This is a genomic window from uncultured Ruminococcus sp. (genome assembly GCF_946415235.1).
In the GTDB taxonomy this organism is placed as follows: Bacteria; Bacillota; Clostridia; order Oscillospirales; family Ruminococcaceae; genus Ruminococcus.
On record NZ_CAMKRR010000059.1, the window covers coordinates 1 to 16,596 of the forward strand.

Consider the following 16,596-nt stretch of genomic DNA (forward strand, 5'->3'; position numbering starts at 1 on the left):
TGTAAACGATTGTAGGAAGATCGTTGCCTGCAGGAGCAGAGATAACAACCTTCTTGGCACCTGCGTCGATATGAGCCTGTGACTTGTCCTTTGAGCAGTAGAAACCTGTGCACTCGAGAACAACGTCTACGCCGATCTCACCCCAAGGGAGCTCTGCAGCGTTAGCCTTAGCATAGATTGTAAGAGTCTTGCCGTCAACTGTGATTGTGCCCTTCTCGTCGTCTGCTGAAACAGTGTGAAGATTTTCACCGATCTTTCCGCAGTAACCGCCCTGAGCTGTATCATACTTGAGAAGCTGAGCGAGCATTGAAGGCTTTGTAAGGTCGTTGATAGCAACTACCTCGTAACCTGGAGCATCAAACATCTGTCTGAATGCAAGACGGCCGATACGACCGAAACCATTAATAGCAACTTTAACTGACATGGGATATACCTCCTAAAAATTTGTATGGTTTTATTATACCGCAACTCGGAAAATTTTTCAAGAGGTTCGACAAAAAAATAACAGAAATTTCGTGAAAAGTGCATATTGTACAAACATATAATTGTCAGCACAAAAATTTTTGTTGCAGTTTCTTTGAGGTAAAAATCGGATTATTTATTCCATTTCGCAAAAGTGTGTAGTATAATATGTATAAGAATGCTTTTATATTTTTGTTAAATACGGAAAGGGCGGCACTGTTATGGATAAAGAAAATGATTTTACGGCTTTTTTTAATAATGATTTTGCAAGGGACTTTCTCAGCTGCAACGATTACACCGTAAGACGCGCGGTAACGGGCATATCGGCTTCCTGCGAGCTCCTGCGCGGAAATGCGGAGAAGAACGGTGATAAAAAGAGCCGCGAGCTCATAGACTGCATAATGAATATGTGCTGCGAGCTTATGAGAAATGCCGAGCTGAGCAGAGCTCTCTCCTCGGAGAAGCTTGACGAGGCTGACCTTGTGACCGTCAGGGCGGCGGCTTTTCTTAAGGATTTTGCGAAGAACTGCATATCAGCCACGGGCGGACGCTGTACTGTTGAGCTGAAGGAGGTCCCCGATGTGCTCATAAGGACGGAAAAAGACCTGCTGAGGATACTCCTGCTGGGATTTATAAGGAAATGCATGATGGAAGCTGGAGACGAAAAGCTGCCGTTTGTACTGGAATGTTCGGCAAAGTTGAAAACTTTAAACATTACCGTAAGGTGTTTGAGGACATTTGTGGACGGAGGAGCCTTCGGTTCACCCGACGTTTTTGGTAAGTTTTATGCCGAGGTATGTCACGGTCTGGCAGACAGGACGGGAGCTTCCGCAGAGATTGCTGCCCATTCGCTAACAGTAGAAATACCGCTGACAGGTGACAGTGGTACTGCCATTATAGAGGCTTTCCCGACGGAAAGCGAAGCAGGCTTTTTTGAACCTTTCAGCCTTATGCTGGGGGATATCTGAGGACATATGTGATAAAAATGTGTCCGCTGAGTAAAATTTAGCATATTAGACAGAATATCACGAATATTTTGTTGACATTATTCAAAAAAAGTTGTATAATAAAAATGTTGAAACGTATCAACGAAAAATCATCGTTTTCGGAGTGTGCTTATGGGAAAGAATTATGAGATCGAGCGTAAATTTCTCGTTGAATTCCCCGATGTGTCAGAACTGGATGTCAAGCGCAGGATAGGTATCGTACAGACCTACCTCAGAAGCGGCGCGAACGGACTTCAGCGAAGAGTAAGATCCGTGGATGAAAACGGAAGCGTTAAGTATACCTATACGGAAAAGTTTTTCCTCAGCCCTGTGACGAGAGAGGAGAACGAGCGTGAGATAAGCGGCGAGGAGTACAGAGTGCTTCTCAGCGAGTTCAGAAAGGACTGTCCGCCTGTGGAAAAGGTGAGATACTGCTTTGACTATCACGGTCAGCTCTTTGAGCTGGATACCTACCCGTTTTCCGATAAGCTCGCTATCATGGAGCTCGAGCTGGCTTCGCCCGATCAGGTAATTGATTTCCCCGAAAATGTCAGAGTCCTGAGAGATGTCTCTTCGGACAGGCGCTATTCCAATGCCGCTCTTGCACGTGCGGGAGCTTTCCCCGAACAGAAGATTGGAGAAAAAGATTAATGTCGGAAATATTCGTACCCGCCGACAGCCCCGAGCAGCTTTCCGCCCTCTTCGGACAGCTTGACGGGAATATCGGCAAATTGCAGAAGGATTTCAATGTCACCGTCGTAAGCAGGGACGGCGGCATAAAAATAATCGGAGACGGTGATACCGCAGGAGCCGAAAAGGCTCTCCGCGCCCTTATGAGCTTTGCCGACAAGGGCAATGCCGTCAACGAACAGACGGTCCGCTACGTGACCTCAATGGTGGCCGACGGCATAGAGGAGGAGCTTCAGGAGCTCGGCGGCGACGGCATCTGTATGACCGCTTCGGGAAAGATACTCCGTCCCCGTACCGTGGGACAGAAGCGCTATACGGACGCCATCAGAAACAATACCATCGTTCTCGGTATAGGTCCTGCCGGTACAGGAAAGACCTACCTTGCCGTAGCGATGGCTGTAAAGGCGTTCCGCGAACATAAGATCAAAAAGATCATCCTTACCCGTCCCGCCGTTGAAGCAGGCGAGAAGCTGGGCTTCCTTCCGGGAGACCTTCAGGACAAGGTGGATCCTTATCTTCGTCCGCTCTATGACGCTCTTTTTGATATGTTCGGAGCTGAGAGCTTTGCACGTTATATGGAAAAGGGGATAATCGAGGTGGCTCCTCTCGCTTATATGCGCGGCCGTACACTCGATGAAGCGTTCATTATCCTCGACGAAGCTCAGAACACTACTTCGGAACAGATAAAAATGTTCCTCACACGACTCGGAAACGAGAGCAGAATGGTAATAACAGGCGATATCACCCAGATAGACCTCCCCGATACAAAGAGATCAGGGCTTGTGGAGGCTATCAAGGTCCTGAGGGGGATAGACGATATCGAAATACATCGCTTCACAGAGAAGGATGTAGTAAGGCACAGACTTGTACAGGATATTATCAAGGCTTATGAAAAATACAATGAAGGGAGAAAAAATAATCATGGCTAAGTTAAAGGTTTATGTCAAGAATAATCAGACAGAGGTGAAGGTCCCCGTAGGTATAAGGCTTCTTATAAGAAGATGCTGTCAGGCAGTTCTCACAACTGAGAATTTCGGCAAGGACGCTGAGGTGAGCGTTTCTTTCGTAAGCAATAACGAGATAAAAAATCTTAACAAGATATACAGAAATAAAGACGCAGTTACAGACGTACTCTCATTCCCGCTCACAGGCGAGGACGGCGCTGTTGAGGTAAATCCCGAGACAGGCGCTGTACAGCTCGGAGATGTTGTCATCTCACTGGAAACAGCTGTAAAGCAGGCTCAGAATTACGGTCATTCTCTTGAGAGAGAGGTAGGCTTCCTCACAGTTCACTCAATGCTCCACCTGCTGGGCTACGATCACGAGACGAGCCAGCTCGACCAGCGCATCATGCGCGAAAAGGAGGAGTCTGTGCTTGAAAAGCTCGGTATCTCAAGAGACGTTACATTTGTTATAAACGGAGAAAACAGCTGATGCCGAGAACAGCCTTCGTTACCATTGCGGGACGTACAAATGCGGGAAAATCCTCGCTTCTCAATGCTATCGTCGGCGAGAAGATAGCTTCCGTCAGCAATAAGCCCCAGACAACACGCACACGTATCACCGGTATACGCAATATCGACGACGTTCAGCTGGTATTCTTCGATACCCCCGGACTTCACAAGCCCGTGAACAAGCTAAGTGAGCATATGCTGAATACAGTTAAGGAGTCGGTGAGCGATATCGACGCCGTGGTGTTCGTTATGGACTGCACCAAAAAGATAAATCAGCAGGAGCTTGAGCTGCTGAGATCAATGAACAGCTCGAAAATGCCAGTGATACTGGTGCTTAACAAGATAGACCTGCTGAAAAACAAGGATGAGCTCGCTCCCGTTATCGCGGAGCTGACCTCGAAGATACAGTTTCAGGCAGTAGTTCCCGTAAGCGTTACCGAAAACAGCGGCGTGGATATAGTTATCGACGAGATAATCGCGCTTGCCGAGGAGTCGGTACACTTCTTCCCGGAGGATATGATAACCGACCAGCCCGAAAAGGTGCTGGCTGCTGAAATGATACGCGAAAAGCTCCTTACGCTCCTGAGCGATGAAGTACCTCACGGTATCGCAGTTGGAGTAGAGCAGATGAGCGAGCGCGACGACAAGGACATACTTGATATATCCGCTGTTATCTACTGCGAGAAGGAGTCCCATAAGGGTATAATAATAGGCAAGGGCGGCGCTATGCTCAAAAAGGCGTCTACTGCCGCAAGGATAGAGCTTGAGGACTTTTTCCAGATAAAGGTGAATCTCAAGTGCTGGGTGAAGGTCAAGGAGGACTGGCGGAACAGGGAGAACCTTATCCGCAGCTTCGGACTTTCCGAGAAATAATTACCTCTGATATTTGCAGCTCTTCCGCAGATGATATTTTCGGAGCTTATATCCGATACAGTCTGCGGAGGTGTGCTGTGAACGAGGAAACACTATGGAGCATATTCGCCGAGAGCGGCAGTGTTTATGACTATCTGCGGTATTCGGCAAATAAGGATGAAGACCATGACAACTGTTGAAGGCATAGTCCTGAAAGAGCGTCCTGTGGGAGAACAGGACAAATTTATTGATATAATGACCAGAGACAGCGGAGTTATCGAGGTTTCCGTAAAAGGCGCAAGGAAAATAAACGGGAAATCGGGGAGCTCCACTCAGCTTCTGGCATATTCACGGTTCTGCGTAGATAAGCGGGGGAACTATCTTTACCTCAACAGCGCAGAGCCGATACATATTTTTTACGGACTTCGCGATTCGCTTTCAAAGATATCACTGGCGAGCTATTTTGCGGAGGTAATGCGCTTCTGCATAAAGCCCGAGGCTCAGAACGGAGATATAATGCGGCTGCTGCTGAACTGTCTGCACTTTCTCGAAAACGGGGAGCGTGACGAGCGTCAGCTGAAAGCCATATTCGAGTTCCGCCTTATGTCGGAGATAGGCTATATGCCCGATGTGGTAGCCTGCCGCAGCTGCGGATCATTCGAGCCCGGGGAGCTCTTTTTCTGTATCGCTGACGGCGGCTTTTACTGCTCGGACTGCTTTGAGAATGAGAGCGGTGAGAACTATATGAAGATAAAGCTGCCTGTGCTCAGCGCGGTGAGGCATATAGTCCTGAGCGACTTTGACAGGCTTTTCGGGTTCCGTGTGTCGGAGAGCACACAGGAAAAGCTCTCGGCACTGGCGGAGTCGTATATGCTCACACATCTGGAGCGCAGCTTCGGGACACTGGATTTTTACAAAACTATCGTATAAATCATAATTTATATTTGTAGGGGCGGATATTATCCGCCCGAAATTACACTTGCGCTTTGTAGGGGACGGCGCGGCTAACGGCTGCACGTACCCTCTGTCAGCTTTGCTGACATCTCCCTGCACAGCAGGGAGTCACTCGACGTCCCTCTTCCGAAAACAATTCACTGGATTGTTTTCGGAATTCACCCTTGCGGAGCGCCTGTCGGATACGGGGCGCTGCCCCGAGCCCCGCAAGGGCTGTCAGCCCTTGACCTGACCAAAGGGTTGTGAACCCTTTGGAATCCCTTCCTTTGGGGTTGGCGTAATCAATGCATAAATTATGATTTACAACAGTAAAGGATAAATATGGATAAATATTTGAAAACACTTGAACTGGACAAAATACTTGAAATGCTTGCGGAGCTTACCTCCAATGAGGAAACACGCCGCATGGCACTGGCGGTACGTCCCGACAACGACCTTGAAAGAGTGCGCTATGAGTGTCTCAAGACCTCGCAGGCCCTGTCTCTTTCGGTGCAGTTCGGAACACCGCCTTTCAGCAATTTCAAGGACATAAGCACTGTCGCGGCAAGAGCAAAGTCGGGAGCTGTAATATCTCTCAGCGACCTGCTCGATATTGCGGCTATGCTCAAACAGATAAAGGCTCTCGCGGACTGGTACGCACACTGCGAGAATATGGAGACAGAGCTGAGCTACCTCTTTTCGCGTTTGCAGCCCAATGACTGGCTGCTGGAGAAGCTGGAGCGCTCAATAATCTCCGAAAACGAGATATCGGATGCGGCAAGTCCCGAGCTTGCGGCTATACGCCGCAAGATAAACCGTGCGGGTATGCAGCTCCGCGAAACTCTCGACAAGATGATAAAGAACAAGACCACTCAGCAGTACCTGCAAGAGGCTAACGTCACTATCCGTGATGGACGCTTCGTTCTGCCCGTAAAATCGGAGTACCGCGGACAGGTCAGCGGTCTTATCCACGATACCTCCGCTACGGGTCAGACTATATTTATCGAGCCTATGGCAATAGTTGAGGCGAATAACGATATCCGACTCCTTGAAGCCAAGGAACAGGAGGAGATAGAGCGCATCATACACCAGCTCTGCCGCGACTGCGGAGAATACGCGGATATACTTGCGGAAAACTACAAGGTCTGCACAGAGCTGAACCTTTACTTTGCAAAGTCGAACCTTGCCGCAAAGCTGAAATGCTCTCTCCCCGAGATAACAGGCGACGGAAAAATGCATCTCAAAAAAGCCCGTCACCCCCTTATTGACAAGAACAAGGCTGTTCCCGTGGAGATAAGTCTCGGCGAGGACTATCAGGCGCTCATCATAACGGGTCCGAATACGGGCGGTAAGACGGTAACGCTGAAAACGGCGGGGCTTCTTGCGGCTATGACAATGTGCGGACTTCTTATCCCCGTTGCGGACGGCAGCAAAATATCGGTCTACGACCATATACTCGCTGATATCGGCGACAGTCAGAGCATAGAGCAGAACCTCTCCACCTTCTCTTCACATACCAACAAAGTAATAGAGATACTTAAAACTGCCGACGAGCAGTCACTTGTGCTCCTTGACGAGCTTGGCTCGGGAACTGACCCTGTAGAGGGTGCGGCTCTTGCGATATCAATTATACGCCGTCTTATGGAGAGCGGCGCAAAGGTAATGGTAACTACCCATTATCAGGAGCTTAAGGTATTTGCTATCGACAGCGAGGGCGTTGAGAACGCTTCATGTGAATTCGATATAGAAACTCTCCGTCCCACTTATAAGCTTATAGTGGGTTCACCGGGTAAGTCAAATGCTTTTGCCATATCCGAGAGCCTCGGTATGCCGTCGGATATCATCGAGGATGCTAAAATGCGCGTCAGTGAAGCAAATACCCGTCTTGAGGAAGTCATCGGAAAGCTTGAAGCAGCTCGAATAGAGCTTGAAAAGCAGAGGGACGAGATAACGCGCCTGCGTATACAGACTGCCGAGCATGAGGAGTCTATCCGCAGGGAGCGTGAACAGCTCGAAGCCGCAAAGGCTGATGAGCTTGAAAAAGCCCGTCTCCGTGCCATGACAATTATCGAGCAGACAAAGGCGGAGTCCAACGAGCTCCTTGACGAGCTGGACAAGCTCCGCAAGGAAAAGGATAAGAAGGATTTCAGTGCAAACGTATCGGGCATGAAGTCAAAGACAAAGCAGAGCTTCAACAAGATGTACGACACGGCAAATCCCGTGGAGAAGCGCGATCCCAACGAGGGCTACGTGCTTCCGAGGAAGCTGCGCCGCGGAGATACGGTATATGTCGTTGATCTCCAGCGCAAGGGAATAATCTCGGGTGAGCCCGACGGAAGCGATTTCGTATACGTTCAGATGGGCGTTATGAAAACGAAGATGAATATATCCCGTCTGCGCCTTGAAGAGCCCGAAAAGGTCACTGTGGGCAGCAAGTCCATACGTCCGAACCGCAAGATGAACAAGGTGGGCGTAAAGGCTGAGCGCAGAGGCAAAATGGAGCTCGATATACGCGGCTGCGCCTGTGATGACGGAGTTTATCAGCTCGATGCGTTCATAGATCAGGCGGTAATGTCTAATATCTCAACGGTGACTATAATCCACGGCAAGGGTACGGGACTTCTCAGGCAGGCTGTGCATAAGCGCCTGAAGTCGCACCCGTCGGTAAAGGCGTTCAGGCTCGGTCTCTTCGGAGAGGGCGAGGACGGAGTTACGGTAGCCGAGCTGAAATAATTGTGCAAATAACTTTTTTGGCGGTCGGGAGCTGCTGGGCGTTTGCGTAATTGCCCCGAACTACAAACACAAATTCTGTCAAGACCGCCGTTTACGGCGCTTGTTACAGTCTTGACTGAATTTGTGTTTGTGGTATAATAAGCAATTGCGAACGCCGTAGGCTCAATCAACCGCAAAAACCTTCACATACACAAATTATCCAAAGGGGGGACGATATTGAACAGACTGGTTGATAAGCTTGCCATACTCACTATTTGTATGATGAGCCTTTTTATGTCGGACAGCTTCTCTGAGCCTGTTATCGTCACTCTTGTGACCATAGCCCTGTCGTCGGCGGCACAGCTGCTCACGGGGAAGCTCATTGCCTGTGTCATTATCATGGGCTGCTCGCTGCTGTGCGGAGCTTTCCCGCTTTTCTTCTGCACTGTGCCGCTGATGCTTTACGATGCCCTGTGGGAGAAGAAATGGTGGCTCGTCCTGCCCGCGTCTCTGGTGATATTCAGGCTGGATACTCTGTCGGCAGGACAGATAATGATAACCGCTGCTGCCATTGTTGTTACTATAATAGTATATAACCGCATTTCGGGACTTGAAGAGACAGTGGAAAAGCTCACTCAGCTCCGCGACGAGGTGGCAGGCAAGAACCGTCAGCTTTCGGAGCAGAACATGAGACTTGCTCAGGCTCAGGACAACGAGATACACCTTGCAACTATGAAGGAAAGAAACCGCATAGCCCGTGAGATACACGACAATGTGGGGCATATGCTCACCCGTTCGCTTTTGCAGTCGGGAGCTATACTCGTTATCAACAAGGACGAGCAGCTCCGCGAACCGCTGGAGAGCCTGCGTTCTACACTTGACAGCGCTATGACGAGTATCCGCGAAAGCGTTCACGACCTTCACGACGACTCCATAGACCTGAAAAAAGTCATAGAGGAAAGCATAAGCACTGTTGACAGCAGGTTCACGGTGAGCCTTGACTGCGACGTAACCGGGAATATGCCAGGCAATGTTAAGCTGTGCATCATAGGTGTGGTCAAGGAAGGACTGTCAAATGCGGTCAAACATTCAAACGGCGACAGGATATTCATAGTTATCCGCGAGCACCCTGCGTTCTACCAGCTAATGCTGGAGGACAACGGCAGCTGCTCCGAAATAAAGGAAAGCGGCATAGGTCTCAAGAATATGCAGGACCGCGCTGCCGCTCTCAGCGGAAGGATAAGCTTTACGCCGTCACCCGAAGGATTCAGGATATTCATGTCTGTCCCGAAGTAAAGGAGTACATATGAACATTATAGTTATCGACGATGACAAGCTGGTAGCCTTGTCTCTTAAGACCATACTCGAAAGCACGGGAAAGGTGACCGTTGCCGCCATGGGTGAGAGCGGACAGCAGGCAGTGGAGCTTTACGGCAGCATCCGCCCCGACGTTGTCCTTATGGATATACGCATGGACGGCATGACAGGTATAGAAGCGGGAGAGATTATCCTGAAAAATTTTCCCGACGCACGTATACTGTATCTGACCACATTTTCAGATGATGAATATATTGTCAAGGCATTGAATATGGGCGCGAAGGGTTATATACTCAAGCAGGACTTCGACGGCATAGCTCCTGCGCTTGAAGCGGTGATGCGCGGTCAGAGCGTTTTCGGCGAGAAGATAATCACCAAGCTCCCCGAGCTCATGGTACCGAAGGAGAAGTACGACTTTGCCGCTCACGGCATAAGCGACAAGGAGCGTGAGGTGCTTGAGCTTGTGGCAAAGGGACACAGCAACAAGGAGATAGCAGGTCAGCTCTTCCTCAGCGAGGGAACTGTCCGCAATTACATAAGCAGTCTGCTGGATAAGCTCTGTCTCCGCGACAGGACACAGCTTGCAGTATATTATTATACTGAGGTAAAGGGCTCATATTAATATATTTCAACTAAAATATTTGCTTGACATAAGCTGTAATTTGTGGCATAATGAGAGTGTATAGCTATGGTATACTCGTGAGGAAGCTTCGCAAAAACGGAGCAATAAAAATGAGAGGAGAGTTTTACTATGCTTAAAAAAATGGCAGGCGGTATCGTTTCCGCCATGCTGCTGGCAACATCAGCTGTCTCGGCAATGCCCGCAGGGGTAATGACAGCTGCAAATGCTGCTGACGGCAAGTTCAACTACGTTGACGCACTGGACAAGTCGCTGTTCTTCTATGAGGCACAGCAGGCAGGACCGCTCCCCGAGTGGAACAGAGTAGAGTGGAAGGCAGATTCCGCTATGCAGGATCCTGTTCTCGGAGGCTGGTTCGACGCAGGCGACCACGTAAAGTTCAATCTTCCTATGGCTTATTCGGCTTCTATGCTGGCATGGGGTCTCTATCAGTACCCAAACGGTGTTGAAAAGGCAGGTCTCAAGGAGACCTATGAGAACAATCTGGAATTCGTCCTGGACTATTTCGTTGACTGCGACAAGGGCACCGAGGTAGTATATCAGGTAGGTATCGGTAAGCACGATCACACATGGTGGGGACCTGTTGAACTCCTTGAATACGGTATGGAGGACAATTCTCATTCTATCGCAGAGGCTCGTGCGGCTCTGAAGGGCTCAAAGGGCTGCTGTGCAGTCATCGGTGAAATGGCTGCGGCTCTGGCATCAGGTGCAGCTGCACTTGACGGTTCTATATCAGCTTCAAAGAAGGCTGATTACATCAAGCACGCAGAGAGTATGTACAAGCTTGCCAAGTCATCGCCCAGCGACGATGTTTACAACGAGAGCGATGCACAGGGCTTCTATATGTCACATCACTGCTATGACCAGCTCTTCTACGCAGCAAACTGGCTGTATATCGCAACAGGCGAGTCCTCATACCTTGACGACGCAAAGAGCTTTATCCCCAATCTGGGCAAGATGCTGGGCGAAGGCGATGTAATAGCTTATGGCTGGTCACACTGCTGGGATGATAACCTCCAGGGCGCTATGCTGCTCTATGCTATAAATACAAATGACGCAGACGCTATCAAGCATGTCAAGAAGCACTGCGACCGCTGGGTAAACGGCGACGAGGCAAAGAAGATCCCCGGCGGGCTCCGCTGGCTTGATACCTGGGGCTGTCTCAGATATGCAAATACATCAGCATTCATCGCTACAGTAGCAGGCGACACCATACTCAAGTCAGAGGCTGACACATACGCTGATTTTGCCGAGACTCAGGTTAACTATGCTCTCGGTGACAACCCGACCAAGCAGAGCTACGTTGTAGGCTTCGGCGATAAGTATCCACAGAATCCTCATCACCGTACAGCTCACGGTTCATGGAAAAACTCTGTTTATGATCCCGATTATACACGTCATATCCTTTACGGTGCCCTCGTAGGAGGTCCTGCACAGGACGGCTCATATAAAGACGACCGTGAAGACTTCATCAACAACGAGGTCGCTACAGACTATAACGCAGGCTTCACTGCAATGCTCTGCAAAATGATAGACAAGTACGGCGGCACAAAGGATCCTAATTTCCCGGAGCCCGAGGTACATGACGGTCCCGAGTTCTATGTAGAAGTTCTCTCCAAGGGCGGCGATGCAAGCGGACAGACTATCAGCTTCAAGGTTACTAACCACTCCGCATGGCCTGCAAGAGTTCAGGACAACATTTCATTCAGATATTACATGGATCTCAGCGAGGTCAAGGCACTGGGCAAGAGCCCTGAGGATCTCGTCATCCGCTGCGACCGTGACCAGTCTGCTATGTACTCCTCAAAGGGCTACAAGACAGCTGAGATCTCAAAGCCTATCCAGTACAGCGGAGATATATACTACATTGAGGTAAATCTCCCTGACGGACGAGTTGTGCTTCCTATATCGGAAGGACAGCAGCAGTGCGAGATACTCCTTGCTCTCGTAATGCCTGACTACGGCAGCGGCTGGGATTCATCAAACGACTTCTCTGCACAGGGCGTAGGCAAGAGCGCTAATTCGGCTGACGGCATGGCAAAGGGTGTTATAACTCCTTACGTACCTGTTTATATCAACGGCAAGCTCTACTACGGTGAAGAGCCCGACGGCACAAAGGCTGACGGACTCGGCGGCACAGGCAGCGACAGACCAAAGACCACAACTACAACAACACAGCCCAAGGAGACAACAACTACAACTTCAAAGGAAACTACTACTACAGAAACAACTACCACTACAACATCAACAACGACTACTACTGAGACAGCAACTACTGAGACAACAACTACTACAACTACAGAGCCTGTTCAGAATGAAACCACTACTACCAGTACTTACGGCGGCCCTGCAAGCGGCCCCGGAGGCGGTCCTGACGTTGATGAACCCAACAAGGTAGCTGATGCAGACTACGGCGACGCTAACTGCGACGGTACTATAGATATGGCAGACGCTGTGCTTATCATGCAGGCTCTGGCAAATCCCAACAAGTATGGTGTAAACGGTTCAGACAGCAAGCACATCACAGAACAGGGTGCCGCAAACGCTGACGTTGATACATCAAGCAAGGGAATTACATCGAATGACGCGCTTCAGATACAGCTGTATCTGCTTCACAAGATAGATACTCTTGTTCCGAAAAAGTAATAGAATAACTGAAAGCTCCCCGAGAAATTCGGGGAGCTTTTTTGTGCATTATGACAAATTGCGGAAAAGGTATTGACAAGTATATCGAGGTGTGATATACTTATATCACAGTAAGATATATCGAACTGTGATGTATCAAATCATGATACATCACACCATGATATAAGGAGTGTTGAGAATGAACGAAAGACTTGAGCGAGTCTACATCCCCATGTCGGAAACTGCCTTTTACATACTCTTCTGTCTCCGCGAGGAAATGCACGGGTACAGTATCACACAGAAGGTAAAGGCTATGACCGACGGGGAAGTGGTGATAACTCCGGGAACTATGTACGGAAGCTTATCAAAAATGGAAAAGGACGGTCTGATAAGGTTTGTCCGTGAGGAAGAAAAGAGAAAGCTCTATGTGATCACCGAAACAGGCGAGGAGATCCTCGGAATAGAAATAGCGCGTATCAAGCGCTTGTACAGAAATATAGGAGGCAACTGATATGAGTGACAATGCAAGATTGACTACACATAAAATATTCCTTCTTCCCGATTACGAAAAAGAAGGAGAGTATCTTACGAAAATGCACAATGTGGGCTGGAAGCTTGAAAAGGTCTGTGCCTTTTCCCAGCACTTTGTAAAATGCGAGCCCGAAAACGTCATTTATAAGCTGGATTATGTTGCAAATAACACCGATTATCCCGAGTATATCAGAATGTTTGCGGATTACGGCTGGGAGCACTGCGGCAGAGTTGCAGGATTTGACTATTTCCGCAGGAGCGCAGAGGGGCTTTCCGAAAAGGAAATGGATATATTCAGCGATCCGCAGTCAAAGCTCAACATGATGAAAAGAGTGATAATTACAAGAATGACTCCGCTGCTCATAATATTCTTCCTGACGATATTACCGAATCTCTATTTATTTGCGATAAATTCACCAAGATTCGGAACATCAGGTCTTGTAGGGCTGCTCGTGTATATATTCCTTTTTATTATCTATGTTGTGTTATTCGTTTACTGTATAAGAGGATTTCGGAAGCTCAGGGATAAATACAAGGAATAGCAATAAAAAGCTCCGAAGTATTACGCTTCGGAGCTTTGATGTTTTTATTCAGATACCGCAATCCTCGTATTCCTTCCACTTTTCATAGTAGAGCTTGTTGCTCCAGCTGCGGAAGAGGATATATGCTACGGATACTATTACAAGGAAGATCGCGCCCAGTATGGGGAGCGAATCTCTGAACATTCTCTTTGCGGGACAGATCTTTTGTTTCTTGCGGCTCATAATGTTATTCCTTTGCTGTTAGTTTGTGCTGTTTGAAGAACCGCCGTTCATCTCGGCAAGAAGTCTCTGGAGCTCTGCGTCTACCTTAGCCTCAGACTCAAGATCCCTGAAGGTATTCTTGAGCTCGTCGCCTGTGCCGCCTGTAAGAGCGTCGCCTGCGATCTCTGTGAAAGCAGCAGCCTCAGCTTCCTTGCGTACTACCTTTTCTTCCATTCTCTGGAACTTGTCAAAAGACGAGTTGGGATCGAAGCTGCCGGCAGCCTTTGCAAGGCTCTTCTGTGTGTCAGCCATCTGTGAACGTGCGATAAGCATTGCCTGACGACTCTTGGCCTCTTCAAGCTTTGACTTGAGTACCTCTACCTGATCGCCGATAGCGTCTGTCTGAGCAGAGATAGACTCGAACATTTCCTTATAATTTGCAAGATCCTCGTCAGCCTTGACCTTTCTTGCGAGAGCCTGCTTTGCAAGGTCCTGATCGCCCTTTGCGAGAGCAGCCTTTGCCTTTGCTTCCCAGTCAGCCGACACCTTCTGAGCGTCGAGGTACTTCTTTTCAGCGAGGCGTTCACTTGCCTTTGCCTTGCCGTAATTCTGGGTAGCCTTTGCCAGCTCTGTCTGCATATCAATGATGATCTGCTTCACCATTTTCTCAGGATCTTCGGCTCTGTCGATAAGATCGTTTACGTTTGCCTTGAGAAGGTCTGATAATCTCTGAAATACACCCATTTTTATAATCCTCCTGTTTCATGTAAAAAATGTTTCATAGGCACACCCCTTGTGCCACAAGAACATTATATGTCATTGGGCTGTTGTTGTCAAGGAAAACGCTGCCGATTTCATCTGATTTTCATTTATCAGAGACGTTTATGAACACATTATTACATATTTATTCCTCGTTTTTTACCTTTCCGTTAACAGATTTGCAGCAATGTTGAAAACTGTATCCTTTTGCAGAATGATATCAGCGAGATGTTGTGGGAGACCCTGTGTTTTCCGCCGGAGCGGCTGAACTCCCATGTTTCTATTTTAACCTGAAACCTCTCGTTTGTCAATATTTTTTTGTGAAAAATAACATCAGAGCTTCCCCACAGAAGGAAAATGCATATTTTTTTACTTTCAGGGGATTAATATACAGTGCAAGTATTGACAAAAACAGCAAAATGTGATAAAATATAGTTCATTGCAAAAGAAGCTTCGGTTTCGGAAGCAAGACTATTGACCACTCCCAGCGGAGTTGAGGCCATACGGACAGCCGGGTCAAATGCCGAATGCCGATATATCGGCTGGCAACTTCTGTTGCCTTATTGATTCGACTGTATGTCGATAAAGTTTTTATAAGTTCTCATCAGCTTGTGAAAGGTCAATAAGAGTAGTAAAAGGTAGTACTTGCTTATATAGACTCTGTACCGTTAATGAAGTTTCTGCGTGATACACGTATATTTCATGCACACAATGGCTGATAAGGCCTTTTGTGTGCATTTTTGTTATATAAAGGTGTGTTTATTATGGAGAATAAGCTTAAACTCTACGGGTTCAATAATCTTACGAAGTCATTGAGCTTCAATATATATGATGTCTGTTATGCCAAGACGGCGCGCTCGCAGCAGGAGTATATCGCCTATGTTGACGAGCAGTACAACTCAGAGCGTATAACGGATATAATGACCCATGTAACAGAGATGATAGGTGCTCAGGTGCTCAGTGTTTCCCGTCAGGACTATGACCCTCAGGGCGCTTCCGCCACGTTCCTTATCGCGGACGATACCATGATACCCGCAGGGGGCAGCGAGACCGTAGCTCACCTTGACAAGAGCCATGTAACCGTGCATACCTATCCCGAGTTCCATCCCGATACGAGCATAGCTACCTTCCGCGTGGATATAGATGTAGCTACCTGCGGCAAGATAACGCCTCTTACGGCTCTTGATTATCTTATCGGCAGCTTTGATTCAGATATAATCACCATGGATTACAGAGTGAGGGGCTTTACACGGAACCTTGACGGCGAAAAGCTCTTCATAGACCATGATATCACTTCCATACAGAATTATATAGACGAAAAGATACTTGACAAGTACGATGTTGTGGACATAAACGTGTATCAGGCAAATATGTTCCACACAAAAATGCTCATAAAGGAGCTTGACCTTCAGAATTACCTGTTCAATACAGATGTGAACGAGCTTCCGCCGAGACGCAGACTTGAGATAACCAATGCGCTCCAGCGGGAGATGATAGAAATTTTCAGCGGAAGGAACGTGTTCGGAAATGGCTGAGCTTTCCCAGACCAGTGCGCCTATTTACGAAGCGCTGAGAAAATTCCGCCGCATGAGGGTAGTGCCCTTTGACGTCCCGGGACACAAGCGCGGCAGAGGAAATATGGAGCTTACCGAGTTTCTCGGCGAGGACTGCATGAATGTTGACGTCAACTCAATGAAGCCCCTCGATAATCTCTGCCACCCCGTATCCGTGATAAAGGACGCGGAAGCGCTGGCAGCCGAGGCTTTCGGAGCTGCAAACGCCTTCTTTATGGTGGGCGGAACTACCTCTGCGGTTCAGAGCATGATAATGTACGCCTGCAAGGAGGGCGACAAGATAATCATGCCCCGAAATGTCCACAGAAGCGCTATAAA

General features: G+C 48.4%; 16 protein-coding genes and 1 pseudogene. 14 read left to right on the forward strand and 3 right to left on the reverse strand.

Features of this window, described 5'->3' with window-relative positions:
* Positions 1–424: glyceraldehyde 3-phosphate dehydrogenase NAD-binding domain-containing protein (locus tag Q0R37_RS10555; protein WP_294754261.1), on the reverse strand; the 424-nt coding region annotated here is incomplete at its 3' end.
* A gap of 259 nt (positions 425–683) precedes the next feature.
* Between Q0R37_RS10555 and Q0R37_RS10560 the strand changes: the two genes are divergently transcribed.
* The 12 genes from Q0R37_RS10560 to Q0R37_RS10615 all read left to right on the forward strand — a co-directional run bounded on the left by Q0R37_RS10560 (position 684) and on the right by Q0R37_RS10615 (position 13,744).
* On the forward strand, positions 684–1,430 hold the full coding sequence (locus Q0R37_RS10560; protein ID WP_294754262.1) for a hypothetical protein: 747 nt from the start codon (positions 684–686) through the stop codon (positions 1,428–1,430).
* Between the two features lie 150 nt (positions 1,431–1,580).
* Entirely contained in the window at positions 1,581–2,099 is a 519-nt protein-coding gene (locus Q0R37_RS10565) for a CYTH domain-containing protein (protein WP_294754264.1), read from the forward strand.
* Complete coding sequence (locus tag Q0R37_RS10570; protein WP_294754266.1) at positions 2,099–3,067, forward strand: PhoH family protein; 969 nt, start codon at positions 2,099–2,101, stop codon at positions 3,065–3,067. The genes Q0R37_RS10565 and Q0R37_RS10570 overlap by 1 nt, the downstream gene beginning before the upstream one ends.
* On the forward strand, positions 3,060–3,572 hold the full coding sequence (ybeY, locus tag Q0R37_RS10575) for an rRNA maturation RNase YbeY (RefSeq protein WP_294754267.1): 513 nt from the start codon (positions 3,060–3,062) through the stop codon (positions 3,570–3,572). The genes Q0R37_RS10570 and ybeY overlap by 8 nt, the downstream gene beginning before the upstream one ends.
* Entirely contained in the window at positions 3,572–4,465 is an 894-nt protein-coding gene (gene era, locus Q0R37_RS10580; protein ID WP_294754269.1) for a GTPase Era, read from the forward strand. Before ybeY ends, era begins: the two co-directional genes overlap by 1 nt.
* Positions 4,466–4,630: 165 nt before the next feature.
* The gene (gene recO, locus Q0R37_RS10585) at positions 4,631–5,374 is read left to right on the forward strand and encodes a DNA repair protein RecO (RefSeq protein ID WP_294754271.1); all 744 of its coding nucleotides are present in this window, start codon (positions 4,631–4,633) and stop codon (positions 5,372–5,374) included.
* 345 nt (positions 5,375–5,719) lie between these two features.
* On the forward strand, positions 5,720–8,110 hold the full coding sequence (locus tag Q0R37_RS10590) for an endonuclease MutS2 (protein ID WP_294754273.1): 2,391 nt from the start codon (positions 5,720–5,722) through the stop codon (positions 8,108–8,110).
* 216 nt (positions 8,111–8,326) lie between these two features.
* On the forward strand, positions 8,327–9,385 hold the full coding sequence (locus Q0R37_RS10595) for a histidine kinase (RefSeq protein WP_294754275.1): 1,059 nt from the start codon (positions 8,327–8,329) through the stop codon (positions 9,383–9,385).
* Between the two features lie 10 nt (positions 9,386–9,395).
* Entirely contained in the window at positions 9,396–10,028 is a 633-nt protein-coding gene (locus tag Q0R37_RS10600) for a response regulator transcription factor (protein ID WP_294754276.1), read from the forward strand.
* 129 nt (positions 10,029–10,157) lie between these two features.
* Entirely contained in the window at positions 10,158–12,692 is a 2,535-nt protein-coding gene (locus Q0R37_RS10605) for a glycoside hydrolase family 9 protein (RefSeq protein ID WP_294754278.1), read from the forward strand.
* Positions 12,693–12,870: 178 nt separating this feature from the next.
* Entirely contained in the window at positions 12,871–13,182 is a 312-nt protein-coding gene (locus tag Q0R37_RS10610) for a PadR family transcriptional regulator (RefSeq protein ID WP_294754279.1), read from the forward strand.
* A gap of 1 nt (position 13,183) precedes the next feature.
* The gene (locus Q0R37_RS10615) at positions 13,184–13,744 is read left to right on the forward strand and encodes a DUF2812 domain-containing protein (protein WP_294754280.1); all 561 of its coding nucleotides are present in this window, start codon (positions 13,184–13,186) and stop codon (positions 13,742–13,744) included.
* A 48-nt stretch (positions 13,745–13,792) separates the two neighbouring features.
* Here Q0R37_RS10615 and Q0R37_RS10620 read toward each other — a convergent pair whose 3' ends face one another.
* Positions 13,793–13,966, reverse strand: a complete 174-nt coding sequence (locus Q0R37_RS10620) for a hypothetical protein (protein ID WP_294754282.1) — start codon at positions 13,964–13,966, stop codon at positions 13,793–13,795.
* Positions 13,967–13,984: 18 nt separating this feature from the next.
* The gene (locus Q0R37_RS10625; protein WP_294754284.1) at positions 13,985–14,689 is read right to left on the reverse strand and encodes a PspA/IM30 family protein; all 705 of its coding nucleotides are present in this window, start codon (positions 14,687–14,689) and stop codon (positions 13,985–13,987) included.
* Between the two features lie 779 nt (positions 14,690–15,468).
* On the opposite strand from Q0R37_RS10625, the gene speD reads away from it, so the two are divergent.
* Together speD and Q0R37_RS10635 are read left to right on the forward strand one after the other, a co-directional pair.
* Positions 15,469–16,239, forward strand: coding sequence for an adenosylmethionine decarboxylase (speD, locus tag Q0R37_RS10630; protein ID WP_294754286.1), 771 nt, complete (start codon positions 15,469–15,471; stop codon positions 16,237–16,239).
* Positions 16,232–16,596, forward strand: a pseudogene (locus Q0R37_RS10635) (arginine decarboxylase); the annotation flags it as partial. The gene speD and the pseudogene Q0R37_RS10635, both read left to right, overlap by 8 nt.